At 35.7% G+C, this 25,868-nt stretch carries 30 protein-coding genes, 1 pseudogene and 1 other annotated feature; of the genes and pseudogenes, 13 read left to right on the top strand and 18 right to left on the bottom strand.

Features of this window, described 5'->3' with window-relative positions:
* Positions 1-145 precede the first annotated feature (145 nt).
* Both AZF08_RS13340 and AZF08_RS13335 read right to left on the bottom strand, forming a co-directional pair.
* Positions 146-928 carry a membrane protein insertase YidC gene (locus AZF08_RS13340; protein ID WP_033673115.1) on the bottom strand — a complete coding sequence of 261 codons (783 nt, stop codon included), beginning with the start codon at positions 926-928 and terminating at the stop codon, positions 146-148.
* A 28-nt stretch (positions 929-956) separates the two neighbouring features.
* A complete protein-coding gene (locus AZF08_RS13335) occupies positions 957-1,241 on the bottom strand; it encodes a hypothetical protein (RefSeq protein ID WP_033673117.1) in 285 nt (94 codons plus the stop codon).
* Between the two features lie 279 nt (positions 1,242-1,520).
* Here AZF08_RS13335 and AZF08_RS13330 point away from each other — a divergent pair, with 279 nt between their 5' ends.
* Both AZF08_RS13330 and AZF08_RS13325 read left to right on the top strand, forming a co-directional pair.
* Positions 1,521-2,414, top strand: coding sequence for a YitT family protein (locus AZF08_RS13330; RefSeq protein WP_033673119.1), 894 nt, complete (start codon positions 1,521-1,523; stop codon positions 2,412-2,414).
* Between the two features lie 384 nt (positions 2,415-2,798).
* The gene (locus AZF08_RS13325; RefSeq protein ID WP_033673121.1) at positions 2,799-3,170 is read left to right on the top strand and encodes a DUF3938 domain-containing protein; all 372 of its coding nucleotides are present in this window, start codon (positions 2,799-2,801) and stop codon (positions 3,168-3,170) included.
* Positions 3,171-3,295: 125 nt separating this feature from the next.
* Here the strand turns inward: AZF08_RS13325 and AZF08_RS13320 are convergent, their stop codons facing one another.
* The 8 genes from AZF08_RS13320 to AZF08_RS13290 all read right to left on the bottom strand — a co-directional run bounded on the left by AZF08_RS13320 (position 3,296) and on the right by AZF08_RS13290 (position 9,108).
* Positions 3,296-4,741 (bottom strand): sensor histidine kinase, encoded by a 1,446-nt coding sequence (locus AZF08_RS13320; RefSeq protein ID WP_235190021.1) that lies wholly within the window; start codon positions 4,739-4,741, stop codon positions 3,296-3,298.
* Entirely contained in the window at positions 4,723-5,412 is a 690-nt protein-coding gene (locus AZF08_RS13315) for a response regulator transcription factor (RefSeq protein WP_033673124.1), read from the bottom strand. The genes AZF08_RS13320 and AZF08_RS13315 overlap by 19 nt, the downstream gene beginning before the upstream one ends.
* Positions 5,413-5,424: 12 nt before the next feature.
* Positions 5,425-6,195: an ABC transporter permease gene (locus tag AZF08_RS13310; protein WP_033673126.1), complete on the bottom strand. Its 771-nt coding sequence runs from the start codon at positions 6,193-6,195 to the stop codon at positions 5,425-5,427.
* A gap of 10 nt (positions 6,196-6,205) precedes the next feature.
* On the bottom strand, positions 6,206-7,024 hold the full coding sequence (locus tag AZF08_RS13305; RefSeq protein WP_033673128.1) for an ABC transporter permease subunit: 819 nt from the start codon (positions 7,022-7,024) through the stop codon (positions 6,206-6,208).
* Positions 7,021-7,749 carry an ABC transporter ATP-binding protein gene (locus AZF08_RS13300; protein ID WP_082245996.1) on the bottom strand — a complete coding sequence of 243 codons (729 nt, stop codon included), beginning with the start codon at positions 7,747-7,749 and terminating at the stop codon, positions 7,021-7,023. Before AZF08_RS13300 ends, AZF08_RS13305 begins: the two co-directional genes overlap by 4 nt.
* 154 nt (positions 7,750-7,903) lie before the next feature.
* A complete protein-coding gene (locus AZF08_RS28185; protein WP_407639480.1) occupies positions 7,904-8,032 on the bottom strand; it encodes a DUF3985 family protein in 129 nt (42 codons plus the stop codon).
* Between the two features lie 157 nt (positions 8,033-8,189).
* On the bottom strand, positions 8,190-8,903 hold the full coding sequence (locus AZF08_RS13295) for a DUF3169 family protein (protein WP_033673131.1): 714 nt from the start codon (positions 8,901-8,903) through the stop codon (positions 8,190-8,192).
* Entirely contained in the window at positions 8,887-9,108 is a 222-nt protein-coding gene (locus AZF08_RS13290) for a helix-turn-helix transcriptional regulator (protein WP_033673133.1), read from the bottom strand. Before AZF08_RS13290 ends, AZF08_RS13295 begins: the two co-directional genes overlap by 17 nt.
* Positions 9,109-9,268: 160 nt before the next feature.
* On the opposite strand from AZF08_RS13290, the gene AZF08_RS13285 reads away from it, so the two are divergent.
* A complete protein-coding gene (locus AZF08_RS13285; protein WP_033673134.1) occupies positions 9,269-10,033 on the top strand; it encodes a cupredoxin domain-containing protein in 765 nt (254 codons plus the stop codon).
* 59 nt (positions 10,034-10,092) lie between these two features.
* Here AZF08_RS13285 and AZF08_RS13280 read toward each other — a convergent pair whose 3' ends face one another.
* On the bottom strand, positions 10,093-10,707 hold the full coding sequence (locus AZF08_RS13280; RefSeq protein WP_033673135.1) for a DedA family protein: 615 nt from the start codon (positions 10,705-10,707) through the stop codon (positions 10,093-10,095).
* Between the two features lie 720 nt (positions 10,708-11,427).
* On the opposite strand from AZF08_RS13280, the gene AZF08_RS13275 reads away from it, so the two are divergent.
* The 3 genes from AZF08_RS13275 (at position 11,428) to AZF08_RS13265 (ending at position 14,118) form a co-directional block, all read left to right on the top strand.
* Positions 11,428-11,913: a L,D-transpeptidase gene (locus tag AZF08_RS13275; protein ID WP_033673137.1), complete on the top strand. Its 486-nt coding sequence runs from the start codon at positions 11,428-11,430 to the stop codon at positions 11,911-11,913.
* Positions 11,914-12,317: 404 nt separating this feature from the next.
* Positions 12,318-12,986, top strand: coding sequence for a response regulator transcription factor (locus tag AZF08_RS13270; protein WP_033673139.1), 669 nt, complete (start codon positions 12,318-12,320; stop codon positions 12,984-12,986).
* Positions 12,987-13,215: 229 nt separating this feature from the next.
* Positions 13,216-14,118, top strand: a complete 903-nt coding sequence (locus AZF08_RS13265) for an EamA family transporter (RefSeq protein WP_033673140.1) — start codon at positions 13,216-13,218, stop codon at positions 14,116-14,118.
* A gap of 25 nt (positions 14,119-14,143) precedes the next feature.
* Here AZF08_RS13265 and metG read toward each other — a convergent pair whose 3' ends face one another.
* Positions 14,144-15,778, bottom strand: coding sequence for a methionine--tRNA ligase (gene metG / locus AZF08_RS13260; RefSeq protein WP_033673141.1), 1,635 nt, complete (start codon positions 15,776-15,778; stop codon positions 14,144-14,146).
* A 52-nt stretch (positions 15,779-15,830) separates the two neighbouring features.
* Positions 15,831-16,103: a binding site (T-box leader), on the bottom strand.
* A 116-nt stretch (positions 16,104-16,219) separates the two neighbouring features.
* Here metG and AZF08_RS13255 point away from each other — a divergent pair.
* Complete coding sequence (locus AZF08_RS13255) at positions 16,220-17,014, top strand: class I SAM-dependent methyltransferase (protein WP_033673142.1); 795 nt, start codon at positions 16,220-16,222, stop codon at positions 17,012-17,014.
* 302 nt (positions 17,015-17,316) lie between these two features.
* Here the strand turns inward: AZF08_RS13255 and AZF08_RS13250 are convergent.
* Positions 17,317-18,176, bottom strand: a pseudogene (locus AZF08_RS13250) (AraC family transcriptional regulator).
* A 281-nt stretch (positions 18,177-18,457) separates the two neighbouring features.
* Between AZF08_RS13250 and AZF08_RS13245 the strand changes: the two are divergent.
* Positions 18,458-18,772 (top strand): metal-sulfur cluster assembly factor, encoded by a 315-nt coding sequence (locus AZF08_RS13245; RefSeq protein WP_000076465.1) that lies wholly within the window; start codon positions 18,458-18,460, stop codon positions 18,770-18,772.
* Between the two features lie 48 nt (positions 18,773-18,820).
* Here AZF08_RS13245 and AZF08_RS13240 read toward each other — a convergent pair whose 3' ends face one another.
* On the bottom strand, positions 18,821-20,470 hold the full coding sequence (locus tag AZF08_RS13240) for a M4 family metallopeptidase (protein ID WP_063177292.1): 1,650 nt from the start codon (positions 20,468-20,470) through the stop codon (positions 18,821-18,823).
* 243 nt (positions 20,471-20,713) lie between these two features.
* On the opposite strand from AZF08_RS13240, the gene AZF08_RS13235 reads away from it, so the two are divergent.
* Complete coding sequence (locus AZF08_RS13235; protein ID WP_033673143.1) at positions 20,714-20,983, top strand: hypothetical protein; 270 nt, start codon at positions 20,714-20,716, stop codon at positions 20,981-20,983.
* 76 nt (positions 20,984-21,059) lie between these two features.
* On the opposite strand, the gene AZF08_RS13230 is transcribed toward AZF08_RS13235, so the two are convergent.
* From AZF08_RS13230 to AZF08_RS13220, 3 genes are all read right to left on the bottom strand, one after another.
* Positions 21,060-21,758 carry a pirin family protein gene (locus AZF08_RS13230; protein ID WP_033673144.1) on the bottom strand — a complete coding sequence of 233 codons (699 nt, stop codon included), beginning with the start codon at positions 21,756-21,758 and terminating at the stop codon, positions 21,060-21,062.
* Positions 21,759-21,807: 49 nt separating this feature from the next.
* Positions 21,808-22,218 carry a MarR family winged helix-turn-helix transcriptional regulator gene (locus AZF08_RS13225; protein ID WP_033673145.1) on the bottom strand — a complete coding sequence of 137 codons (411 nt, stop codon included), beginning with the start codon at positions 22,216-22,218 and terminating at the stop codon, positions 21,808-21,810.
* A gap of 370 nt (positions 22,219-22,588) precedes the next feature.
* Complete coding sequence (locus tag AZF08_RS13220) at positions 22,589-23,023, bottom strand: DUF3920 family protein (RefSeq protein ID WP_033673146.1); 435 nt, start codon at positions 23,021-23,023, stop codon at positions 22,589-22,591.
* Between the two features lie 212 nt (positions 23,024-23,235).
* On the opposite strand from AZF08_RS13220, the gene AZF08_RS13215 reads away from it, so the two are divergent.
* Positions 23,236-23,673 carry a Dps family protein gene (locus AZF08_RS13215; RefSeq protein WP_033673147.1) on the top strand — a complete coding sequence of 146 codons (438 nt, stop codon included), beginning with the start codon at positions 23,236-23,238 and terminating at the stop codon, positions 23,671-23,673.
* Positions 23,674-23,874: 201 nt separating this feature from the next.
* Entirely contained in the window at positions 23,875-24,072 is a 198-nt protein-coding gene (locus AZF08_RS30760; protein ID WP_063177291.1) for a hypothetical protein, read from the top strand.
* Positions 24,073-24,180: 108 nt separating this feature from the next.
* Here AZF08_RS30760 and AZF08_RS13205 read toward each other — a convergent pair whose 3' ends face one another.
* Positions 24,181-24,759, bottom strand: a complete 579-nt coding sequence (locus tag AZF08_RS13205) for an LOG family protein (protein ID WP_033673148.1) — start codon at positions 24,757-24,759, stop codon at positions 24,181-24,183.
* Positions 24,760-24,832: 73 nt separating this feature from the next.
* Between AZF08_RS13205 and AZF08_RS13200 the strand changes: the two genes are divergently transcribed.
* Positions 24,833-25,156, top strand: coding sequence for a MazG nucleotide pyrophosphohydrolase domain-containing protein (locus AZF08_RS13200; protein WP_033673149.1), 324 nt, complete (start codon positions 24,833-24,835; stop codon positions 25,154-25,156).
* Between the two features lie 55 nt (positions 25,157-25,211).
* Positions 25,212-25,718: a ferritin gene (locus tag AZF08_RS13195; protein WP_033673150.1), complete on the top strand. Its 507-nt coding sequence runs from the start codon at positions 25,212-25,214 to the stop codon at positions 25,716-25,718.
* Positions 25,719-25,868 lie beyond the last annotated feature (150 nt).

Genomic DNA, 25,868 nt, shown 5'->3' with positions numbered 1-25,868 from the left:
TTCATTTTGTATCACATAGATTTCAAAAGCATGTACACTTTCGTATACAATGCATATAGTAAAGTTGGTTTCTTAACTTTTCCTTAACCGCTAGACAAACTTCAACAAATCAATAAAAGCCGCTCCTAAATAGAGCGGCTTTTTTCTATGCATTTTGTAATTGCCCTTGTTCACGTTCCATCACTTTTCTAAGCACAATCATTTGCAACATTGTAAATATGTTACTTGTAATCCAATACAACACAAGTCCTGATGGCGCCGCAAATCCCATAAATAAAATCATCGCCGGCATCATAAACTGCTGCATTTTGAGCATTGGAACTTGCTCTCCTGCCGATGTATTTGACTGCATAATCTTCATTTGAATAAATGTTGTCAGTGCTGCAAGAATCGGTAATATATGATACGGATCTGCATGTCCTAAGTTCACCCATAAAAATGAGGATGTACGAATCTCTTCAGTTCGGCTAATTGCATAATACAATGCTGAGAAAATCGGCATTTGTATCAAAAGTGGCAAGCAACCCGCCAATGGATTCCAACCGCCTGTTTTCATTAGTTCTGACATTTCTTTTTGATACTGTTTTTGTTTCTCTATATCTTTGCTCACATCACCGTGCTTTTTCTTTAGCTTCTGCAATTCGGGCTGCATTTTCTTCATTTTCATTTGACTGCGATATTGCGAGACAGCTAATGGAACCATCGCTGATCGAACCAAAAGCGTAATGATAATGATGGCAATCCCGAAGCTTCCACCGGGTACATGATGAGCAACAAATTGTAGCATAAGCGAGATTGGATATACGAAATAGTGATCCCAAATCCCAGTACTATGTGCATCAATTGTGGTGGCATTACTACAACCAGATAAAACAAAAACAAGTAATAATGATAAACTAACGAGCACAGCTCGGTATGATTTTAACATGTTCATTCCTCCAATGTTTCGTAATTAGTTAGCGAAACATTGGTTTATACGGACCGACCTCATCACTTTCTCCGCTCGATTCTTGTCTGCGAACCGACCGAATCATTCCATATTTATAGAAGATAGAAAAGAGCGAAATATTGCCGAGACTCTCTTCACATGTATCAACTATCGCAAAAGCTTTTTGTCTACCACTTGATGTTTGCTGACGTACGAAACGAGAAACATTAGTGAGAAAAAAGACTTCTAATAAACAAAGCGCTGTCGTTACAACAGATATATATAGAATTGCATCTTGCAATAAAAATTCCATCGCTTCACATCCTTACTAAGCCAATTGTAGCATATTCCACAAACAATCTCTATTTCCTTCTTCCTTTCCTAAAAATTTCTTTTGCATATTTTTTTAAGGATTCATCCAAAATCCGCTATTGTATTCGCTTTCTTCAGTATATTCAATCACTTAGATGAATAGGCTTAATTTGTTAGAAATTTATAAAATTTTTGTCTTATATTAAAACGGTTGCCAGTTTTTGAAAAAAGCATTATTCTCTTCTTGTAATCAAAAATGAATATGGAGATGAAACACACTATGGGTCAATTAGGAGACGCCGATTACGTTCCCGATACCGCCTTTTTATCCTTCCCAGCAGCTAGAACATTTCATTTAGAATTTATGATACAGTTGATTGTTATTTTTATAGCTTCCATTTTGTATGCTATTTCAATGAATATGTTTTTTATTCCGCATAATATGATTAGCGGTGGATTTGCTGGTGTAGGGATGATTATTGGTTACGTAATGCACTACAATATCGGTGCACTTATCTTTTTACTAAACATCCCGCTTCTTATTTTAAGTCATTTTTATTTAGGTAAGAAAACAACATTTTTAACAGCTTATTTCGTGGCCGTATCATCATTAGCCATGAATATTATCCCCGTACATCAAGTGTCAGAGGACATTTTGCTTTCTTCTGTATTTGGTGGCGTTATCTGTGGTGCAGCCTCAGGGATTATATTCCGATTCGCCTCTTCAACAGGTGGATTTGATATTGTTGGACTAATTGTAGCAAAATACCGAGATATTTCGATTGGTGCAATCATTTTCGGATTCAACTTAATCTTGCTTGTTGCTGCTGGTTTTATTTTCGGATGGGATATTACACTCTATACGTTAATTAGCCGTTTTGTTGTCAGCAAAGTAATTGATGCTGTTCACACAAAACATATTAAGTTAACAATTATGACAATCACAGAAAAGGGCGAGGAAATTAAAAGTGCCCTATTGAATAATGGCATACGTGGTGTAACAATGGTAGACGCTGTTGGCGGCTATACCAACCATAAGAAAAAAATGATTTACACAGTCGTAACTCGTTACGAACTAGGAGAAATGAAGCGTATTATTCGTCAAGTTGATGATCATGCTTTTATGAATATTACAGAAACCGTTGAAATCGTTGGACGTTTCAAACGTATATAAGGAAACGCAAGGAATTAGCATTCCTTGCGTTTTATTTTTATACTTATTACAAAATCAGATAATTCCTATTATTATTGTGCTAAATATGTTATAATACAATAAGACTTACAAAAAAGAATGTATAGACTTGGGAGTTTCTCTTATTTTTATAAGCAAAAAGAAACGAGAAGTCGGGTATATTTCAAAGCAAGTTTACGTAATAACCATAATTGTTTTCAGTTGTTTTATCATATAACACAAATAACTTTTCAAAGCTACCGATCATCTAAGTTATTCTTCCATTAATCTTTTTATAAAAAAGATACGTGCAACTAAAATCAACTTCTATTACTATACCTACCTTTTTGACTTCCAAATCATCTTATTACATAAGGAGATGAACATATGAATCAATATATACGGTACACGATAGCTGTCCTATTCGCTCTTATCGGCGGCATCATTTGCTTCTGGACAAACATTCAACTTGGAGAGCATATCATTTTTAACGGAATCGAATCTGTTGTAAGCGCTTCAATATTAGGCGGATACATTTTCTTCCTCTTTAATCCAGAAGAAAATGCGCAAAAAACCATGTTATTAACAATGATCGGAATCGTCGGTGGATGTATTTCCTACTCCATGACAAACTATACATTACCACTTCAATTAAGCTCAGCTTTCTTCTACGGTCTTTGGACTTGGTTCATCGCATTTTGCTTAGCTGATGTATTCAACCTATTACAAGACCCAGAAGGAATCGAGAGTAACTCTTAATAAACAAGAGGCGAGAAGACAAATCTTCTCGCCTTTTGTTTCATTATATCGACCGATTCTTCTCATATATCGGCGATTCGACACAACATATCGACGCTTCTACAAAATGTGACACCTCATTAAACTTATGGAATTCGAAACCACACATGCGCCCCGCCACATACTGAACTATTTTCCGCAAATATATTCCCGCCATGCTTCCCTACAATCGTCTTTGCAATGTACAATCCAAGCCCAGAATGTCCTTTACTACTTGAGCGTGATTTATCTTCCTGATAAAAGCGCTGAAATACTTTTTGCACATCTCCAGATTGAAAACCAGGACCTGAATCATACACATGAAACTGCAGTTCATCATGCTGGATGCATACCTTTACCAACATCCTGCCTTTCTCCGGCGTAAAACGCACACCATTCATCACCATATTATCCATTACTTGACTCATTCTCTCTTGATCAAATACGAGCGTCTTTATATCATCCTCATTTTCAAACATAACGTTCCATTCTATCTCTTTTTTCTTGGCAACACACTCATATTCTTCTATCTTTTTACGGAAAAAGCTCTCCATGTTTACTTCACTTAACAACAATTGAAACGAAAAACTCTCTAATTCATTCACCGTATTAAACTCCCCGAGAAGCTTTACCATTCGATTTGTATTCCGTTCAATCGTCTGTAAATAGCGCTGTAACAACTCTTCATTTTTCCATAAACCACTTTGCAGTCCTTCTGTATGCCCTTGTACAATTGTTAGTGGTGTTTTTAAATCGTGGGAAATCGCTCTGACATATTCTCTCCGCTCTTCCTCTAACTCCCACTGACGGGATAAACTATCAGCTAGTGCTGCACGCATGTTTTCAAATGATGCAACAAGTTCTCCAATTTCGTTTTTCCCTTTGTATTCTATGTGGAAATTTAAGTCACGTGCTTTGATTCGTTTTGAAGCATCTACTAATTCTTTGATCGGTCTAGATAGCCTTTTTCCAATCCGATGAGAAACAACATATGATAACAAACTAACATATATAAAAGGAGATCCCATCACAAATACAATAATAAAAACAATCCAACGATTCGCATAAGAAACCTTTAATGTATAGTTAAGTCCCAATGCCCCTTTCAATTCTCCATCATCACTCATAAGCGGCGTATAATAAGTTGTATTTTTATCAATATCTTCTACATGTAAACTCATATTTAGATTTTTAGGTAGTGGATTATTTTTACTTATTACCTGTCTTTTATATGTTCCATATTTCCTTTCTCCTTTTGAATCAATTACTTGATATGTAATCCCTTCTCTTGGAATTAACTTCTCCAAGTCTTTCTGCTCTTCTTTATCTAGTAACCGCTCTCCTTTTTTGGTTGCATACTCTTGAATCATTGGAATCTTTTTTTCATAGTAATTAGCTGGTTGCATTAATTGGTCTCCACTCTTTTGCCACCAATATACAAATGCTCCAAGCGTTGCAATGGATAAAAGAATGCTCCCCACTATTATAGTAATGAACCCAACAATTAACTGTTGTTTAATCCGCAACCTCTCCATCACGCCTGTACACTCCACTTATACCCAATCCCCCACACTGTCTGGATATAAGTATGCTCCCGATCATACATGCTGAGCTTCGTTCGTATCTTCTTCATATGTTCGACAACAGTAGACACATCACTTTCACTATCGTAACCCCATATTTTTTCAAAAAGCTGTTCCTTCGTTAATACTTGCCCAGAATGAAGTGCGAGCATCTTTACAACCTCAAATTCCTTCTTTGTAAAATGAATCGTTTGATTTCCCGATATCACTTCATAACTCTGCAAATCAATTACAATGTTTCCATAACGAAGAACATGCTTCTCAGACGGTTCCTTTAAATCTGTAGCACGGCGTAAATTGGCAATGATTCGCGCTTTTAATTCCTTTAAACTAAATGGCTTATTAATATAATCATCTCCGCCAATCATCAATCCTTCAATGCGTGATTGCTCTCTGCTATCAGCACTTAAAAATAAAACGGGACATGTATGGGACTCTCGAATCTTTTGACATACTTTAAACCCACTTATATCTGGAAGCATGACATCTAAAACAATTAAATCTATACTGCTATCTAACTGCTTTAAGGCTTCTTCTCCATTTAGCGCACTTCTTACTTCATAGCCCTCCATGACAAGACTATCCTCAATGAATGTAATAATATCTGGTTCATCATCTACAAGTAATATTTTGTCCGTCATGGTATTTCCCCCTTAGTTATATACATCTTTGTTGCGCCAATAAAACATAGCTGCTAGTGCACATCCTCCTAAAATTGTACCATTTATCAGGTAAAATGTGGTTTTCCCTTCACTTAATACTCTGAGAATGGATTCACTTCCAATTAAAAAATAACTAAATCCTTCATTCACATACAAACCAGCTACTATTAATCCAATTGTCACAAAATAAGTTATGACTGAATTTTGAAACCATAAACTTACAAAACTAGTCAACATTAATAAAGAACTCGCAATAAACCATAGTATTAAATAATATTTCACAGTATATAAAAGTGCAGCTCCTGCACCATAGGTAACTTGCTTATTCAAAAACACTGTTTGTTCCGCATGTTTTACAAAAAACGACCCATAACCATAACTAATGACAAAAGCTACTAATAAAAATAAACTGATCATCATTACTTGGGTGATCCATTTCACAAATAACAATTTCCATCTACTCACTGGGCGAATCATAATAAGACGATAGGCACCAGAAGAAATTTCGCTATTAAAACTATCTATAAATAAGATTGGAAAAATCAATAAAAATAAAGGAAAATACCATTCTCTTGTAACCGCTACAGAAAAGTTTAAATTACTTAATATCGCTTCTGTTCCTTTTGAATCATAAATAGCAGCTCCAAATTTATGAACCCATAGACTATTTAAAATGAGCAGTAGTCCAAAAATAATCATTAACACTTTTGTTTTCTTTCGTTCAAACATTCTTTCAAATTCGCTTACAAGTATTTGTCTCATCGTTTACACCTCACACAAAATTATCTCTTTTTCCTATCCCATAAAGCGTGACAACATTACAAAGAACAATATACATAAATAAAATTCTGGATCCCCAAAAGCTCATCCAGCTATATCCGCCTAATGATATAGCAATTCCTTCATGCTGTAATTTAACTAAAGAGGAATAATTAATATAAAGAAAAACAGATGATTTCCCTATAATTGTAGCCAGAGCTGGATATCCGACAGAAAATATAATAAATCCCATGCCCATAAGTGTTGCACTCGTTACCGATTTACTCATAACAGCTAGCATAATTAATATACTTGCCATAGCTATTAAAGTGATATAGGCAATTCCGTAATACGAGATACTATAGAAAAACACACCTATCCCATCCATTTTTTCCTGATGATAAAATAAACGAATATTCGATTCATGTTCGAAGAAAATATAACCAATGAGATAGCTACAAATAAAATAGCCCCCTATAAACAACAACATAACCAACAATATTGTAATGGTCTTTGCAACAAGAACCTGAGAATATGTATACACACGTTGTAACACCATACGTATTTGCCCACTATGATATTCTTGAGCAAATACAAGAACAATCAAGACAAGTAAAATAAGATTACATATGCTCATAAGCATTTCAGATAATGCTAAAACAGGAAAAGAATTCGCATACGTATAATCCACTGCGGTCTTTGCTACCTCTTGATTATGTGTCAAAAAATACTTCGCTGCCCCAAGCAACATCACCGGTATCATCGCAAAACAAAGCCACGTCACCTTCTTCGCCCAAAGTCGCTCCCATTCAGAGCGCACTAACATCCTCATGAGCTCATCATCTCCACAAAGATATCTTCTAGATCCTTGTTATTTCCTTTTAGCTCTTCCGTCGTCCCTCGCCAAATGAGTGCTCCTTCCCGAATCATCACCCATGAATCACACATCAGCTCTAGCTCACGGATTAAATGACTTGAAATGAAAAAGGTAATGCCTTTTTCCCGCTGTAAATCGAGCACAATTTTTCGAAGCTGTTTAATCCCAACTGGATCTAATCCGTTGGAAGGCTCATCTAAAATAATAAAATCAGGATCTCCAATAAGTGCCTGCGCAATCCCTAACCGCTGCTTCATTCCTAATGAATACGTGCCCACCTTATCATCAGCACGATTTTCTAATCCAACGATTTTTAACACTTGCTCAACCTTCTTCTCTAAATTCTCTCTCCCGCAGTTCATCGTGATTCGACCTAAATTTCGTAAGTTTTTTCGTCCAGACATATAAGGGAAGAAAATTGGTGATTCTACAATCGCGCCTACATACTGAAGTGCCTCTTCACGATTTTTTTGTACACTGACACCGTTAATTAAAATTTCTCCCTCATTCGGTTTAATAAGTCCCATAATTGTTCGTATCAATGTCGTTTTGCCAGAACCATTCGGCCCAACAAAACCACAAATTTCATTTTTATAAACGGAAAAAGACATATGGTTTAACAAGCTTCTCCCCTTCACCTTTTTCGTCACATCTTTTACTTCTAACACCGCTTTTTTCATCATCATCGCCTCCTTGCTTTTAGAATAGGAGGTAAAAATAAACAATTTATAAACAAATAAAAAGAAGCTGCATTTTTACAGCTTCTTTTTTCAATATATCGACCGTCCGACAAAATGCGACAAGCACCATAGCCTCGGAGTCTAGAAACCACAGCTATAACCCAAGCAGTTTTTCTCCAAATTGAACAATAAACACAATAATCAACACAATCGCTAATAGCTTCAATGCTACATATGTCACTTTACAAAACATATAAATAAGCAAGAGTAGCAAAATAAGCATCAAAATACCCATATGTAACGCCTACAAAACGTCTCTTCTTCCCATTAAGGAAGTCCTTTCATTCTACTCTCCTCTTAGCATTTATGTAACCTAATAAGGTTACATAAATGCTAAGAGGATGTCTCACTTCGCGTAAGATATCCTCTTTCCTTGTACTTTAGTAGATCATTTTTTTATGCATTTCGTACATGTATGTTCCAATATGTAAAATCCAGACAAACGAAATAAGAGTAATTATAAAGAAATCTGTACCATCCAAGAGCGTGTACGCAATCGCTGCGAACCATGCACACGCAAGGGTCATATTTGTATATTGATACGCTTTATATCCCGCTTCATGTACAATATGTTTTTGCCCTTCATCTGCATTTTTGGCCCACATCTCCATCGACTGTGAATACGTTACACTTTGTTCAGGGTACAGTGTGTTATATCGTTTTTTCATGGTCAATCCTAACCAAGTAATAAGAATTAAACATAATGTAGCTAGAGCTACATTGACACCACCAAATAATACATCCATTCCATTTGTATGCACACGATAAAAAGAAATGACTGAACAGACAAACCAGGACATCACAACGATTTCAATTACTCGAAAATAGATGAATCGTAGTCCCAATCTTCGCCCTTGTATACTTTCTTCTTCATCTCGTATTTGAGCTAGCGCCCTTGTACGTTTCCATACGTAGTATATAACCCCTCCCCCAAACAGAGCCATCATAACGAACCCTATATAAGGAGGTAACTTTTTATCACCTGGTGTAAAAATATCCGCTAATATGTAGCCTACAAAAAAGCCGCATACCATTCCTACTAGAACCTTCAATACAGAAAACATTCTCCCCTTCACTCTACTCTTCATCTCCATCTTCCCCCTCTACTAAAGTAAATATCTCCTCCACGGGCACCTCAAAAACATGGGCAATCTTCAGAGACAGCACAATCGACGGTGCATAATCCCCGCGCTCAATTAAGCTAATTGTTTGCCTCGATGAATCGATCGCTTTCCCTAGATCTCCTTGTGACATTCGATGCTTTGCTCGAAATTCTCTCACTCGATTTTGAAGCTTCATAATCGACCTCTTTTTCGTTTATTTAATTAAAATTGTAAATAATATCCTCTTGATTGTCAATTATTATTGTCATTTTGACATTAATATATGTCAAAATTAATTATACATTCTTATGAAGAAATTCTATATAATTTAAAATAACTACTATAAGAGGTGAAATATGGATAAAAAATCAATTTTTTCTTATCTTCTCATTAAACTTTCTGCAGCTTGCTTTATTTCTTTTTCTTTTGTACTATTTCTCTTTATACAAGATAAGTTTGATTTGTATAAAATCTCAGATTTTTTATCTGGATTACTATATAATCTTTGGTTTTATGTTCTCTTCTGCTATGCGATTTTGTGCTCGTTCATCATTGATAAACTCTCTCTAATACAAACAAGCATTACAAAAAAAGTATTACTGTATATCATTTGTGGTTATCTATTTTTTCTTCCTGTTCAATTGTTCAGCGATGAACCGTGTATCTTCTTTTTCATTACAGGTTCAATTGGAGCGATTTGCGCTGTTTTCTTTTACTTCTGCACCTATATTGCCCAAAACTCGCAATGGTTTCGATATAGCATCCCTATTCTCATTCCAATTTTATTTATTACAATTGCTTCAACCGACTTTACAAAGAAAGAACAATGGGTTGAACACACTACAAAAAATGAATTTGAGGTAACTTTTTCATATTTTAATGGTGAACATAAAATTCCAATCCATGTTAAAAAAGGGGAAACACTCAAATTCACGCTCTACTTTCCTACAACCGGCGGATATGGATTTCACATGTCTAGTGAGTTTAACAAAGTAGAACCTATGTCAGAAATAAGTGAAGATACTTATCAACTTTCAGCAACGCAAACTGGAACATATTATATTGTAGTTACTGGTGACGATCTTAAAGGGGAAATAAAAGCAAACTGGAACATACAATAAAAAAGGCAGTGCTCATCAGCACTGCCTTTTCCAGTTTTCGACATAGAATGGATTCCATATTAATTTGCGTTTTGTACAAATACACGTTTCAACTGTTTACGGAAACGTACACTAAGTACAATTGCTACAATAACAACTACTCCACAAATGATTTTTCCTATGTGCTGTCCCAGCATTCCAAAGATATCATGCAAGTTTCCGCCTAACCAATAGCCACCGATTAGGAAGAACGATACCCAGAATAAAGCTCCAGAATAAATTGTTATCGCAAAGCGGCGGAATGGTAAATTAATAATCCCTGCAAAGTATCCAGTAAAGTGACGCACACCTGGAATAAAGAAACCGATAAAAATTAGGAAGTAGCCATATTTATCAAACCACATTCTCGTTAAATCAATTTTTCTTTGTGTTAAAAACACATACTTTCCATATTTCTGCACAAAAGGCATCCCAAGTTTATTACCTAAAAAATACTGAATTGTCATTCCAACGCTCGTTCCAATAAATGATAAGAGAATTAGAAGTGGTAATTGTAATTCTCCTGTATGAGCTAAATATCCCGCATACGCTAACGTTGGCTCTCCTGGAAACGGGAGTGCAATATATTCTAATAGCAATCCAACAAGTACAACATAATACCCGTATTGCTGAAATAATTCATGAATCCATTCCATGTCGATCTCTCCTTCTCTCTTTTATAGACAGCATTCATCACGTACAAACTGTTACTATTATTGTATAAAAAAAATGTCGAAATAACTATCACAATTGCTTACATTTAGATTACATTTTTGTAAGAAAGATACGAAAACACCCAATTTCTACTCAAATTCCCTAAAATTCCTCTAATATCTACTATATATCTTAAAATTTTCTCATTTTTTCTTCCTATATACAATATAAATAACGTTTTCCGTTCATTTTTGCACGAATTATTTTCCGAACTTCTTTCCTCTTTCCCCTCTAAAACGGGCACCATTTCCTTTTTTTACAGATAAACTCCCATTAAACCGACCAAATATCCAAAAACCACATTAACCCCACGTTGTCTTCATATTAACTTCATATTAATGATGTAAAATTATAGCGGAATTTGTTAGGAATTGTCACAAATTCCGCACCCACATTCATGTTTCATTTCAAAATGAAAATGAGCAACTTTTATTAAATTTATAGAAAAGGAGTGTAATAGAATGGTATCTTATCCTATCGAAAATGTTGTTCCTACCAAAAACGAACCATAGTCAAAAAGTATTAATTCTTTTTGAAACATGCAATGAAAATATTCGCAAATTATTACATCATGTTCAAATGCAATTCGTATATGCACTATTTTATTTTTTTATATTACGTATTCTATATCTGATAATAAAACAAACCATTACTAGGAGAAAATGATGAAGAAATTATTATGTACTATTTTTATACTAGGCTTATGTACGATACTTCCATATGAAAAAACAGAAGCCGCTGCACCTGCTCCCACTCCTGCACCACAGCAAAAATTAATTGTTAACACAACTACAAATAAAATGGACTTCTACCAAAACGATGCTTTCATTAGAAGCTTTTCTGTTGCTACAGGAAAAGCACATACACCAACACCACTTGGTTCATTTGTTATTGTAAATAAAATTAAAAACCGTCCATACTATACAAAACGGATTAAAGGCGGTGACCCACGTAATCCTCTTGGTGATCGTTGGATGGGTTTAAATATGGCTGGAACTTGGGGAACAACTTATGCAGTTCATGGAACAAACAATAACCAAGCGATTGGAAAAAACACAACACTCGGATGTATTCGCATGTATAATGAAGACATTCATTGGCTATTTGATCGCATGGAAAAACAAGCAACTGTTATCGTAACAAAATAGCTTATAAATCCAGTGAGCCCTCACGAATCGGATTTTCACAGGGAGTAATATGGCATAAAAGAGAATATTTGGAAGGTGGCCAAGACCATTATATCTTGGCTTCTTTTTTATTATTTTTTAAGTAGTCAAATACTTACCTTACATATATAATGTAACAGGAAATAAAAAATTTAAATATTAACAAAAATAAACATTTAAATATATTTTTGTTAATATCGTGGCGTATAATTCTCTCCTTCCATAAGAAAGAGCAGTATACATACAAGATGAAACATTCATCAATCGTTTTTCATTTCCAACTAAAACAAAACAGCTCTCACTCATCTATCTCATTCAATCGTAAACCATTTTGGCATTTCAAGTTGAATCTATATTTGTAAACGTATACTTTAGGAAGTGATAATGTGAAACGCATACTAGCAATTGAAGCACATTTAGAAACACAAAAACGAATTCAGGCGTTTTTAATAGAACATAACTATAAAATTGACATTGCAAGTTCTGGAACAGAAGGCATACTTAAGTTTCAAAAAAACTCCTATGACCTTATCCTACTTAATGCCATATTACCTGACATAGATGGCTATAGTACTTGCCAAATTATAAGAGGTCAATCTAATATTCCTATTATAATGTTATCTGAATGCTATGATAAAGAAAATGAAATTAGAGCATTTGAACTTGGGATAGATGATTATATAACAAAGCCGTTTCACCATACTGTGTTCATAAAACGGATTGAGGCGATTTTAAGAAGAGGTCTTCCATCTGAAACTGAAAAAAACATGGGGATCTTGCAGTTCAACGAACTCATGCTAAATTTCCCAGCTTACACTGCTTATATAAATGGTGAGAAGGTTGAATTAACGACGAAAGAATTCGAAATTATTGCTATGTTTTTGCAAAACCAAGGAAAAGTGTTATCAAGAAGTGATTTACTAGATAAAGTTTGGGGTTATGAATACTATGGTGATGTGAGAGTCATCGATACCCATATAAAAAACTTGCGAAAGAAATTAAATATACCTTATATTAAAACAGTAAAAGGTATTGGTTATAAATTAGATTCCTAATACTGATTCATGTTTTATTTTCAATCTGCTTTTATATTATTTTTATATTATTCTATTCATAAAAAGCATGTACAAATAAGGAATCGAACCCATACTTTCCATAATTGCATACCCAAACTCACACTCGTTTGTGAGTGGCGGAATTTTGTAGAGTTTTCACTCTGTTTCGTTCGCCCGTTGTCCCTATTTGGACAGCGGGCGTTTTTTATTTTCAAAAGGAGGATTTTTTATGGAGAAATTTAAGTTTTCATTATTAGTTTTATTTGGAGCTTGTAGTTACGGCGTACTTTCTACTATTTTTAAGCTCGGCTTTATGAACGGATTTTCTGCCCATGAACTATTAGGCGGACAATACGTATTTGGCTGGGTTGGGCTTTTGCTACTCGTTCTGTTTTTCTCACGTCATAAAGTATCAAAAAAACAAGTATTTTCATTATTAGCTGTTGGAACAACAATGAGCATGACCGGCATTTTCTATGCGATTTCTGTAGAAGAATTACCAGCATCGATCGCTGTTGTTTTACTCTTCCAATTCACATGGATTGGCGTAGTCATTGAAGCTGTTGCGAATAAAACATTTCCAAGCAGCGAAAAAATAATTTCAATTCTCCTTTTATTTGCCGGAACATTATTTGCAGGTGGTGTATTTGAAGGGTTTGGACAAAACTTCTCTACAAAAGGTATTATCTTTGGCCTACTAGCCGCTGTCTCTTTTTCCTTTTATGTCTTTGCAAGCGGTCGCGTCGCTACAAACGTACCACCCTATACAAAAAGCTTTCTTATGACAACAAGCGCTACGCTTATCGTTTGCTTATTCTTTCCGCCAGCCTTCTTAACAGATGGTGCCCTGCAGGCTGGATTATGGAAATATGCTTTCTTCCTTGGATTTTTCGGTGTAATTGTACCCGTAATTTGCTTCTCCATCGGTGTTCCAAAGGTAGGAATCGGACTTGGAACAATCTTGGGTGCAGCTGAATTACCAACAGCAATCATCGCTTCCATTACACTTGTTCATGAAGTCGTATCGCCTATGCAGTGGCTTGGCATTGCTTGTATATTACTTGGCATCTTCACACCACAAATCCTGACTACGCGAAAAGAAAAGAAGCGCACAATAGAACATAGCGCCTAAAAAAAGAGCACATGATGTGCTCTTTTTACTTTAATGCCTCGTATAGCCTTTCAACTTCTTTTTCAATCTGACTCACATCAACTCTTTCGAACAATGGCTGCACATCATTCACTCGCTCCGGCAGTTTATTTTGACACTCCCAGCCTAAATTCGTAAGGGCCAGTATGTTCCGTACTCTCTCACTAGAAAACGGTAAAAATGGCTCAAGTAGCTGCGCAAAATTCATAATGAAATAGGTGCAGTGGTATATTGTCTCTTCGCAAGCCACCGGATCTTCCTCCCTTTGCTTCCATGGCGCCTGCTCATCAAAATATTTATTTGCAAAGCGAACTGTTTCAAAGATGGTTTCTAATGCTACCTTAAAATGTGCCTGCTCAATTGAACTGCCCACACTGCTATATAGCTTCTCTATTCGTTCCTTCAACACTATATTGACATTTCCTTTCGGCACAGCACCATCATAATATTTCTCAATAAACTTTAATGTACGGTTTACAAAATTCCCATAGGCTCCCAGTAATTCGCTATTATGGCTATAAATAAATTCACGCCACGAAAAGTCAGTATCGCGATTTTCCGGTGCATTGACTGTTAAGAAGTAACGAATCGAATCAGGATCATATCGCTCTAATATATCTGGTACCCATACGGCCCAGTTTTTACTTGTCGATAATTTTCGTTTCTCAACTGTTAAATACTCGTTAGAAACAATATGACGAGGAATCGCCTTTTCTCCGATTCCAAGTAGTACAGCTGGCCAAATAATAGAATGAAACGGGATATTATCCTTACCGTGCACATAGTATGTTTTTGCATTACGATCCCAAAACTCACTATCATTGTTGCCTGTTTCTTCTGCCCATCGTTTACTCGCTGAATAATAACCAGCAACTGCTTCAATCCATACATAAATTTTCTTATCCTCATATCCCTTAACTGGAATTGGTACTCCAATCGGTAAATCGCGGGATACTGCTCGGTCCTGTAATCCTTCTTGTAAGTACCGCTCCGTTAGTTGAATTGCATTATCACGCCATGTTTCTTGTTGTTTTGCAACTAATACAGCACTCTTAATCTGCTCCTGAAATTTATGAAGCGCAAAATAAAAATGCTCTGTTTCCTTAACTGCCGGTGTATTTCCACATAACTTACATTTCTTGTCTAATAAATCGAGCGGATCTAAAATAGCGGAGCACGCATCACATTGATCACCACGGGCTGGTTCATGACAATGTGGACAAAGCCCTTCTACGTAGCGATCTGGTAAAAATTGTACACATGCTTCGCAGTATGCTTGCTCAACTGTCTTTTTATAAATAAAGCCTTCTTCTAATAATCGTAAGAAAATCTTTTGTACAGTTTGATGATGATGCTCTGTATCTGTACGTGTATAACAATCATATATAAAGCCAAGACCCTTAAAACATCGCTGGAATTCTTCATGATAATGATCTGCAATTTCTTTCGCAGTAACCCCTTCTTGTTTTGCTCGAATGGCAATTGGGGTTCCGTTACAATCGCTTCCTGATACGTAAAGAACCCTTTCACCTTTTGCTCTGTAATAACGTGCTACAATATCTCCTGGTAATAGACCCGCAACATGCCCAAGATGCAAAGAACCATTCGCATAAGGCCATGCTCCACCAATAAAAACACTCATCTTCTATTCCTCCTTTACATATAAAAAAGCCCCACCCCTATCTTCTAAAAAAGATAAGGGCGGGGCTGTATAAACAGTCGCGGTACCACCTTATTTCGTCAGTTATTCACACAACTGACCTCGCCAAGTACGGAGCCAAATAAGCTCTTATACTGTGATTGTGATAACGAGAAACAACTCTCGTCGCCTCCTACTTTTATCATCTGATAAGTTCAGGACGAAGCTCAAAGGCCATTGTTCAAATGAATATTCTTGCTTCTTCTCAGCTCCCGAAGCTCTCTGGAAAGAATAGTTTCATTCTACTTTTCCTTTTCAACGCTTTTCATATATAACACGTATTTTACGACTAAATGACAGAAAAATCAAACTTTATATACAAAAAAACAGGAAATGAACAATTTTTTTCGAATATATACACGTTCACAGAAAGGAGTGACCTCATTGAATCAACAACAATTAAGTACAATCAATAAAAAAGGCTGGAACGCAGCTGCTTATGAAGCGTGGACCAATCGGCACGGTACTCCAGAAGAATATGCAAAGAAACTCATACAAGATCCCGCTCATGAGGTATCGCATTACCTACCTTACATAAAAAACATAAAAGAAACACGCATCATTAATTTACTTGGTTCAAAAGGAAACAAAGCTGTTGCTTTTGCATTGTTAGGAGCGGATGTAACGGTTGTAGATATTTCAGAAAGCAATGCAAGATACGCAAATGAGTTAGCCGATGCTTCAGGAATCTCTATCGAATATATTGTCTCAGATGTACTAGAAATATCGTTATCCAAAACATTTGATGTTGTTTTGTTAGAACTAGGCGTACTCCATTACTTTTTAGATCTTAAGCCACTTTTTAAATTGATTTCTCAGCTTCTAAAAGAAGATGGTACTTTTATACTTCGAGACTATCATCCTCTTTATACAAAGTTATTAGCGATAGACCATCCAATGTTTCAAGCAAACGGGGATTATTTCTATGAAGGGATTATTGAAGATAACGTTGCTTACAGCAGTCTACTTGATCAAAAGCAGCGAGACACACTACCCAAAACAAAAATTCGCCGCTGGACATTAGGAGAAATTATTACAGCAATTGCTCAAGCGGACTTACACATTAAAGAACTTATTGAAGAGCGTGGTTCTCATCAGCGTTGGGTCTTTCCTTCTTCTGCTTCAGAAGGAATTGAAACTAGGGTCCCTGGGCTTTACACATTAATTGCTACAAAATAATGCAAAAAAGGATCCCTTCACGGATAGGATCCTTTTTTCGCATGCTTAACGCATATAAGTTGAGGTTGGAGATTACCATAATTCTGTAGAATAGGACACAAGGTATTTCAACATTTTGTCTCTGACTTACGCAGTCAAAAGGGGTATGACCAACATAACGAAGAGTAATGTTCAGTTGATATTGATAATCGTTATCAACTAATTAGAAGTATACATGATGCCTCAAAAAAACACAATAGGGATTTTATATTTTTTTATGCCCAATCATAATTTCGATTTGTTGTGAGTCACATAATAATTCATTAACTTTTCAAAATTGGTATCCATATTTCGCTTTTAAAAGTTGGTGAAGTTACATCTTTACCCTCATTCCATAAGATTTCTGGCCCTTCTGTTTGCTCATAATTTGAGGAGGGAAACCATTCAGAATAGATGCTTGCAAGGTATCTGGAAATGGTCCAACTGCTTCAAATATAGCCCATGTTAAGGCGGGAACTTCCAGTTGTATCAAATTAACTGGACACCCCTTATTTGTAGCCACTCCTATATAATGATCAAGCTCCCCTGTTTCTTCCATTCGTCCCTCAGAAAAATTCGCGGATGCACTAAGCAGTCCCAAAGGCTTAACATTAGAAAGTTTCTTTAGTTTATTTATCATTTCACTATCTAAGCTCTTCCACATAGATGCAATCTCTGGATTCACCCCGTGGAAAATTATAGGAACTCTTTTCTTAATACCCACTATGTGAAATGCCTCTTTTTCTTCTATTCGATAGTTCATTTCATTTCCTCCTTTGATGGATAATTGAAAGGTCATTCGTGGATAAGCCTTTAGTAAATGTCCATTATTTCTGGCCGCTGACGGTGTTATGCCATGTAAACTTTGAAAAGCCCTTGCAAAAGAATCCGGTGAGTTATATCCGTATTTTATAGCAACGTCGATGACCTTTAGGCTTCTATCTTTAAGCTCAAATGCTGCAAGAGTAAGGCGTCTGCGGCGGATGTATTCCGATAACGAAATACCTGCAAGGAAAGAAAACATCCTTTTAAAATGATATTCGGAGCAAACAGCTAGCCTTGCTACTTCTTTAAAATCAATATCATTAGTAAGATTTTCTTCAATATAGTTTAATGCTCCATTCATATTTTCAAGCAAATCCATTTATATGACCTCCCTCTTTAGTAATAGAATAGCAGGATTTAAATGTACCTATCCGACATTTCGTGCACAATTATGTAGGGGGTATTCTTTGCATAAGTCTATTAAGCTCCGTAGTATACCACCTAAAAAAGCTAGCATCGTCTCATTCATTTTCAATTTCTTACATACTTATAATCAATATAAGGAAGTTCCCAAAAAGGTAATTTGAGCTATTTCACTGCATCTTTATCTTATTTGCTTTATAATGAGAATCGATATCATTAATATTAGGAGTGTTGTGCATGTCACAAGAATTTGAAGAGAAATTATATGCCAATTTAGAGGCCGTTATCGATCCTGAACTAGGTGTTGATATTATTAATCTTGGATTAGTATATGACGTTACAGCAGATGAAAATAACAATGCTGTTATTACAATGACAATGACTTCTATCGGTTGTCCGATGGCGGGGCAAATCGTATCGGATGTCAAAAAAGTATTATCCACAAATGTACCAGAGGTCAATGAAATAGAGGTCAATGTGGTTTGGAATCCACCTTGGTCAAAAGAACGTATGTCACGTATGGCAAAAATCGCTCTAGGTATCCGTGATTAAATAACATAAAAAAGACCTGACATTACTAAAGTCAGGTCTTTTTTATGTTTATTTTACGCCTACTGCATCATAAGCTTTCGTTACAGCTTGTACTTCTTTAGAGTTTTTACCATATAAGTCTGTTGCAGATTGAAGTGCAGCTTGGCGCATCATTTTAAAGTCAGAGTTTGCAGTTAAATATTTTGTAAGAGCACGGTAGTAAATTTTTTCTGTCGCTTCGCGGCCAACGCCAGCTACTTTCACACCGTAATGTGTGCCACCTTCAGAAACTAAATATGCTGCTTTGTTATTGATACTACTGTTAATATGAACACCGCCATTATCATATGGACCTGTGTAACGTTTGCTGTAATGATCTGGGTAACCTTCACCAGGTTTTAATGGATTTGGAATCGATGCTGGATCACTTAAAGAACGCAGTGCATCACCTTCTACACCAGGTGTATAGATATCAGCACCTAACTGCCAGCTTTTCTTCTCAACCATGATACCCATAATATCTGATAATGACTCATTTAATGCACCTGGCTCATCTTTATAAACAAGGTTCGCTGTATGCTCTGTTACAGCATGTGTTAACTCATGTCCAATAACATCTAAGCCTGCAGATAATGGAATGAATGTTTGTCCATCTCCATCACCATACATCATTTGGACACCGTTCCATGCTGCGTTATTCCATCCTTCACCTACGTGAACAGAAGAAATTAACTTCGCACCTTTATCATCGAAAGAATTACGGTTAAATGTCTTTTTATAATAGTCATATACTTTCGCTGCGTTCACATGTGCGTCAACAGCTGCTTTATCTTCAAAGAACTTCGATTTACTTTCTACTTCCTCACCTGTATATCCAAACCATTGTGAGAAGATATTAAACCAGTTCTCATCCATATTTTGTGCATCAAACGTATGAACGCCTTGTCCACGTTTGCCGTCAAATAAATTGAATGCTCCTGTTTTCTCATCTTGAGCAATTTCAAATGAAGCTTTATTTCCTAACACACCGTAGCCAAATCCAGTGACTTGATCAACAGCGTTATACTTCTCAATGACATTTCCATTTGTTGCATCAACAAAGTAATGCCAATATCCTGGCGCTGGTTTTGAAATAGATGCTTTTACAAGGTATGCAAGATAGTATTTTCCATCCTTTTCATACACATATAGTTCTTTTTTCACACCATCATATTTATTTACTTTTCCAATTTGTTTCTCAATATCAGCTTTTGCAACATTTACCGCTTGTTCATCAGTAATGCTCGCTGTAGCTGGAATGTTTTTATCTTCTAAATTCGGGATAACTTGTCCGAAGAATGCTTTTACATTATTTTCTTTATCAAGTGCTACCGTTTGGTCTGATCCATACACAGGAACATTATTATGTTTCTCAACTAACTTCACATGTGTTGTACCCGATTCAGCATCCTTTTCTTCCCCTACAATGTTGAAATGTTTTTCTATATTTCCTGCTAGTTTAAACATTTCCTTCTTACTTTCCAAGTATTGGAAGACTGTTTCTTTTTTATCTAATCCTTGCGGCGCTTTCCATTCCTCACCTATGTAAGCTGGTGTTTTAAATTCTTGGTGATACTGAATTTGTTGCTCTGCCGCTTGTGTTTTTGTTGCTCCAAATGCCCCAAAACCTCCAACAATAACGGATAAAGCTAATGCTGATGAAACGACTTGCTTTTTCAATCTAACACTCCCCATTCCCCAAAAATTTTTTGACACTCTTATACATTTCTGACAAAGAAACATAACTCCTACCAAAAAATATTGAGAAACAGTTTTCTTACAATCACATCCAAAAAATCAAAAAATACCCTATTAAAATTTATGTTTAATATGTATAATATTAATTCTTTTCTACTATTAAATTATAATGAACAAAAGAACTTACATAGCCTCCCTGTATCGATTTGAAAGGAGGTGATCACGATGTTGCCGCAGATTATTATGTACTTCTTCTTTCCAATCACACTATTAGCAACTTTTCTTCTTATAAAAAACACACAGAAAAAAACACTCCTACATTTTCTACCTGCTATCTTTTCAGCAGCAATAGGAACCCTTTTGTATGTTCAATTTTTATTTACCAATGGATTAAATGAATTTGTATTAATGATCTACTTTGCAGGTATCGCATTAGCAAATCTCTTTTTAATTCTTGTATTAAAGTTATTCCAGAGTTTCCTTTCAAGAATCTAAGAAAAAGGTAGTTACAATGTAAAAAAGGTAGGGCATCTTTTTTGGACGCCCTACCTTTTTATATAAACGATGTCCCTTATTGTTTTTTCATTTCAATCGCTAAATAATGTGATTGCTCTTTTGCTTGAATACGAATATCTTCTTCAATTGCTTCTGCCGCATCGCGCATCACTAGTAGTTCACCATTTACAATGCCGCTTCCTTCAATTTGCACAAGATAAACTTGTCGATCTTCGCTAACCGGGAAGTTAATTTCTTTTCCAGCTTCTAATGATAAAGAATATAAATTTGCATCTTGATGAATTGCAATTGGTGCGCCGCCATCAACTGGAGATACCATATGGAACCATGTATTTTCACGCTCGCTCCAATCAAACTTAAACTCACCGTAATTTGGCACGTGACCAGTACGATCTGGTAAAATCCAAATTTGTAATAAACGCAATGTTTCATTTCCTAAATTATGTTCACTATGAAATACACCTGTACCAGCACTCATATATTGGACATGTCCACGCTCAATGGTACCGCGGTTCCCCATGCTATCTTGGTGCGTTAATTCCCCATCTACAACATAAGAGATAATCTCCATATCACGGTGCGGATGCATATCAAATCCTGTTTGTGCTGCTACTAAATCATCATTAATTACGCGAAGTTTTCCAAAATGCATATTTTCCGGGTTGTAATAATCTGCGAATGAAAAGTGAAAATGTGTATTTAACCAACCGTGATTTGCTCTTCCCATATTTGTATGATCAATTTTTTTAAACATATCCTTCACCTCATGTTATCTCGAATTCGAGATATTTATTTAAAATTTTTTATTGTAACTTTCGAAGTAATTCTAATAATTGTTTCTGTTCATTGCGATCTAGTTTATCAAACTGTTCTGCTTGAAACGTTTCCTGCGGTGGAACCATTTCTTCATATAAAGCTCTTCCCTTTTCTGTTAATGAAAGATATTTTGTAGTACCTTCCTGTTCTCGCTTAATCCAATCAAGCTGCTCCATCTTATTTAAAAGCTGTGTGATATTTCCTTTTGTAACAAATAGCTTCCGCCCAAGCTCTTGTTGTGTTAGTCGATCTTGTCCTCCAATTTGGGCTAGGACGTCAAACTGCGCAGCCGATACTCCCCATTTTTTCAAATGCTGATTTGTCTCACGAATACTCCTATTATAGAAGCGTGATAAACGGAACCATAATAACAATCCAAGTCTTTCTTCTGCCTTCATTCCATCACCTCGCTTGTTTGATATCATTAGTTTAGAACTAAACTTCAAAATTGTCAATTACTTTATTTTAGTAAGTTATAGATTAAATCATAGCGACATTCTACTAGGCAGTTCGGATAACGTGGAGAAACAATAGAAATAGCGCAGTAAATTGAGTACGAAAGTGCAAAGGTTTTATGCTCGATTTTTTATTGTAAAATAAGGGGCTATAATGAAATAAGACCATTATAAAAAGCTTAGAGTTAAAACTCTGAGCTTTTTTACGTGTTATTTACTTTGTGATTTTACTTGTAAATTCCAATGTTATTGCGTCATCTAATTAAGATTTTCTCCACAATAACTGAATTACTTAATTTTCTACTACTATGCTTTAATTTAAGTTCCTTCTTATATATTCATTCATTTTGTACTCAGCAAACGCCTTAGCATCTTGTTCAATCCAGCGCTCTTCATATACCTCTTGACCAACATATAATATGTTTTGCTCATGTTGCATAGAATGACGAAACTCATGTAGTAACGTTTTGAGCACTTGCTCGTACTGTTCCCACATACAAACAAAAATTAATTGTTTTTCTTTATGATAAAAGCCGCTTAAAGGAAAGAGGAACTCTTCTTCCTCTTCTCCTAGTTTTACAAGCACATCATTCGTATCACACGTATCGCAAAAAATAACTGGAATTTCACGTTTTTCAATAAGTGAAAACACATCATCTTTTACCCGCTCAATATCCCAAGGAAACTCTGAGTCCAGTACATACCAATTCCCAGCTTGTTGATATACGTTTTGAAACTGGAGTTCCATTAACCTCCATTCCCCTTTCTATATCCCCTTTTCCTATATATATGCCACAATATAGGAAAAGATAAACACATATTGCAATATAACATTACATCTAGTTCAAAAAATGTTCAAAAATAATGGTTGTAAAAGGTTGAACTATATCAATTACTAAGTTATAATAATTATAAATTAGTAATTGATATAATATAATAACTCAGAAGGAGATTGATCATATGAACACACAAGTAATTGAAGTATTAAACAAACAGGTAGCAGACTGGAACGTATTATTTACAAAACTACACAACTTCCATTGGTATGTAAAAGGACCACAATTCTTTACACTACATGAGAAATTTGAACAATTTTATACAGAAGCAGCTGGACACATTGATGAAATCGCTGAACGTATTTTAGCAATTGGTGGTAAACCAGTAGCAACAATGAAAGAGTACTTAGAATTATCTTCTATTCAAGAAGCGGCTTACGGAGAGACTGCAGAAGGGATGGTAGAAGCAATCATGAAAGACTATGAAATGATGCTAGTTGAACTGAAAAAAGGTATGGAAATCGCGCAAGGTGCTGACGATGAAATGACCTCTGACCTACTACTTGGCATCTACACAGAACTAGAAAAACACGCTTGGATGCTACGTGCGTTCTTAAATTAAAAGCGCAAGCGGCTCGCTCACTAAAATCCCCCCAATCCACTTGGGGGGATTTTATGTTTTACTGATATATCCCAATACACTTTATGTTAAAATATAGGAAATAATAGGCTAATAGTTACATCTAAAAAATACTTTTCCAAATTCATCATTTAGGTATATAGAGCATTCTAGTATCACCATCAAATGACGGGAGTGGTTCAGTTGAAAGACTATTTGATTCGAGCATTTTTCGCTTCATTAACGGTTGGAATTTCCTTAGTTATAGCCAATATTTTCGATTTAAATGTAGATGTAAGGAGCTATCCCTTCCTCATAATTATAGCAATCGTTGGCGGTTGGAGTGGCTGGTATTTATATCAGAGAGTAAAGAATAACAACTATAAGGGCATTTCCAAATGAGGGAAATGCCTCTTTTTTAGTTTTTCTTTCTGATTACATAAGCGATACAATTTACAACACATAGACCAAAATGACATGCGTTCTTCATTCAATTACTTACTCATTGTATTACGATAACTGCTTCCACTTATTTCCCATTACAGGTCGTTTATAATTTTGCATACTATGAATTAATTCCTCAGCAGTAGTTGCTGAAACCATTAACTCTTTATTTGATGGATTCATAAATCCTTCCTCTGCTGCGCGATCAACCATTTGCAGGATTGGACCATAAAAGTCTTGAATATTTAATAATCCAACCGGTTTATCATGGATTCCAATTTGTGACCAACATACAACTTCAAATAACTCTTCAAATGTTCCATACCCGCCTGGCAATGCGATAAAGGCATCCGCAAGTTCTCCCATTTTCGCTTTACGCTCATGCATTGTTTCTACTTCAATCAATTCCGTTAACCCTTCATGAACAATCTCTCCGCGGAATAAACCACGTGGCATAACACCTGTTACCCGTCCACCTAAGCGTAACACTTCGTTGGCTACTTCTCCCATAAGGCCAACACATGAACCACCGTATACTAGTTCACAATTATTTTGAACAAGCACTTCGCCAAGCTTAATTGCCTCTGCTTTAAATTCAGGTCGCTCTCCTAAGTTAGAACCTGCAAACACACAAATCTTTCTCATACCCACACCCCAAAACTATATATTGTCATGATACAATGAATATTGTACAACATATTGAGGGGATGAGAAAGAAATGAATATTGCCGAATTTCAAAGATGGATTGAGGAATTTTACGAAAAACGAAGCTGGTCACAGTATAACTCTTTTATTCGCTTAAATTTCTTAACTGAAGAAGTCGGAGAGGTTTCACGTGTTGTTCGCGCTATTGAAATTGGACGTGATCGACCAGATGAACAAGCAAAGCAAGCAGAAGAATTGAAAATGGAATTAAAAGAAGAGCTTGGGGATGTACTTGCAAACTTGATTATTCTTTCGCAAAAATACGATTTAGACTTACAAGATATTATGGAAGCACATGTAGAGAAACTTTCTAAACGTTTTCAAGAAACTAAATGAGAATATTTATCAGCAATGATATAATATTCTCGATATTAAATAAGGGAGGATTTTTATGTTATCAACTAAATTACACGATGCACTTAATGACCAAATGAACTTTGAATTTTACTCTGCCCATGTTTATATGGCAATGGCTGCTTACTGCACATCAGAAAGCTACGATGGATTTGCGAACTTTTTCCTTGTTCAAGCAGAAGAAGAGCGTTTCCACGCAATGAAGCTTTACAACTATATTAACGACCGCGGAGAGCGTGCCATTATTACTGGATTCGAAAATCCTAATAATGAATACGAATCTGTTTTAAGTGCGTTTGAAATCGCGCTTGAGCATGAGCGTGAAGTAACAAAACGTATTTATAACCTATCCGATATCGCTTGGGACGAGCGTGAACATGCTACAATCACTTTCTTAAAATGGTTCGTTGATGAACAAGTCGAAGAAGAAGCTTCTTTCGATAGCATCATTCAAAAGCTAAAACGTATTACAAGTGATTCTAACGCTCTATTTATGTTAGATGCTGAATTAGAAAAACGTACATTTACTCCTCCTGCTGAGTAATATCTTGATCACCTTAACAAATTTGTTAAGGTGATTTTTATTTTCTCTTCCAAATATCCTCTTACCTTAAGGTTTCATTAAAATCACCTTAAATTTTCATTCATTCTGCATAGGACTTCCATTATTAATGGTATTATTTTCAAGGGAAAA

Origin of the sequence: Bacillus gaemokensis, assembly GCF_001590835.1 — a bacterium.
Lineage (GTDB): Bacteria > Bacillota > Bacilli > Bacillales > Bacillaceae_G > Bacillus_A > Bacillus_A gaemokensis.
The sequence above is the reverse complement of the archived record's forward strand: the minus strand, read 5'-3'. Positions and strand labels throughout refer to the sequence as shown.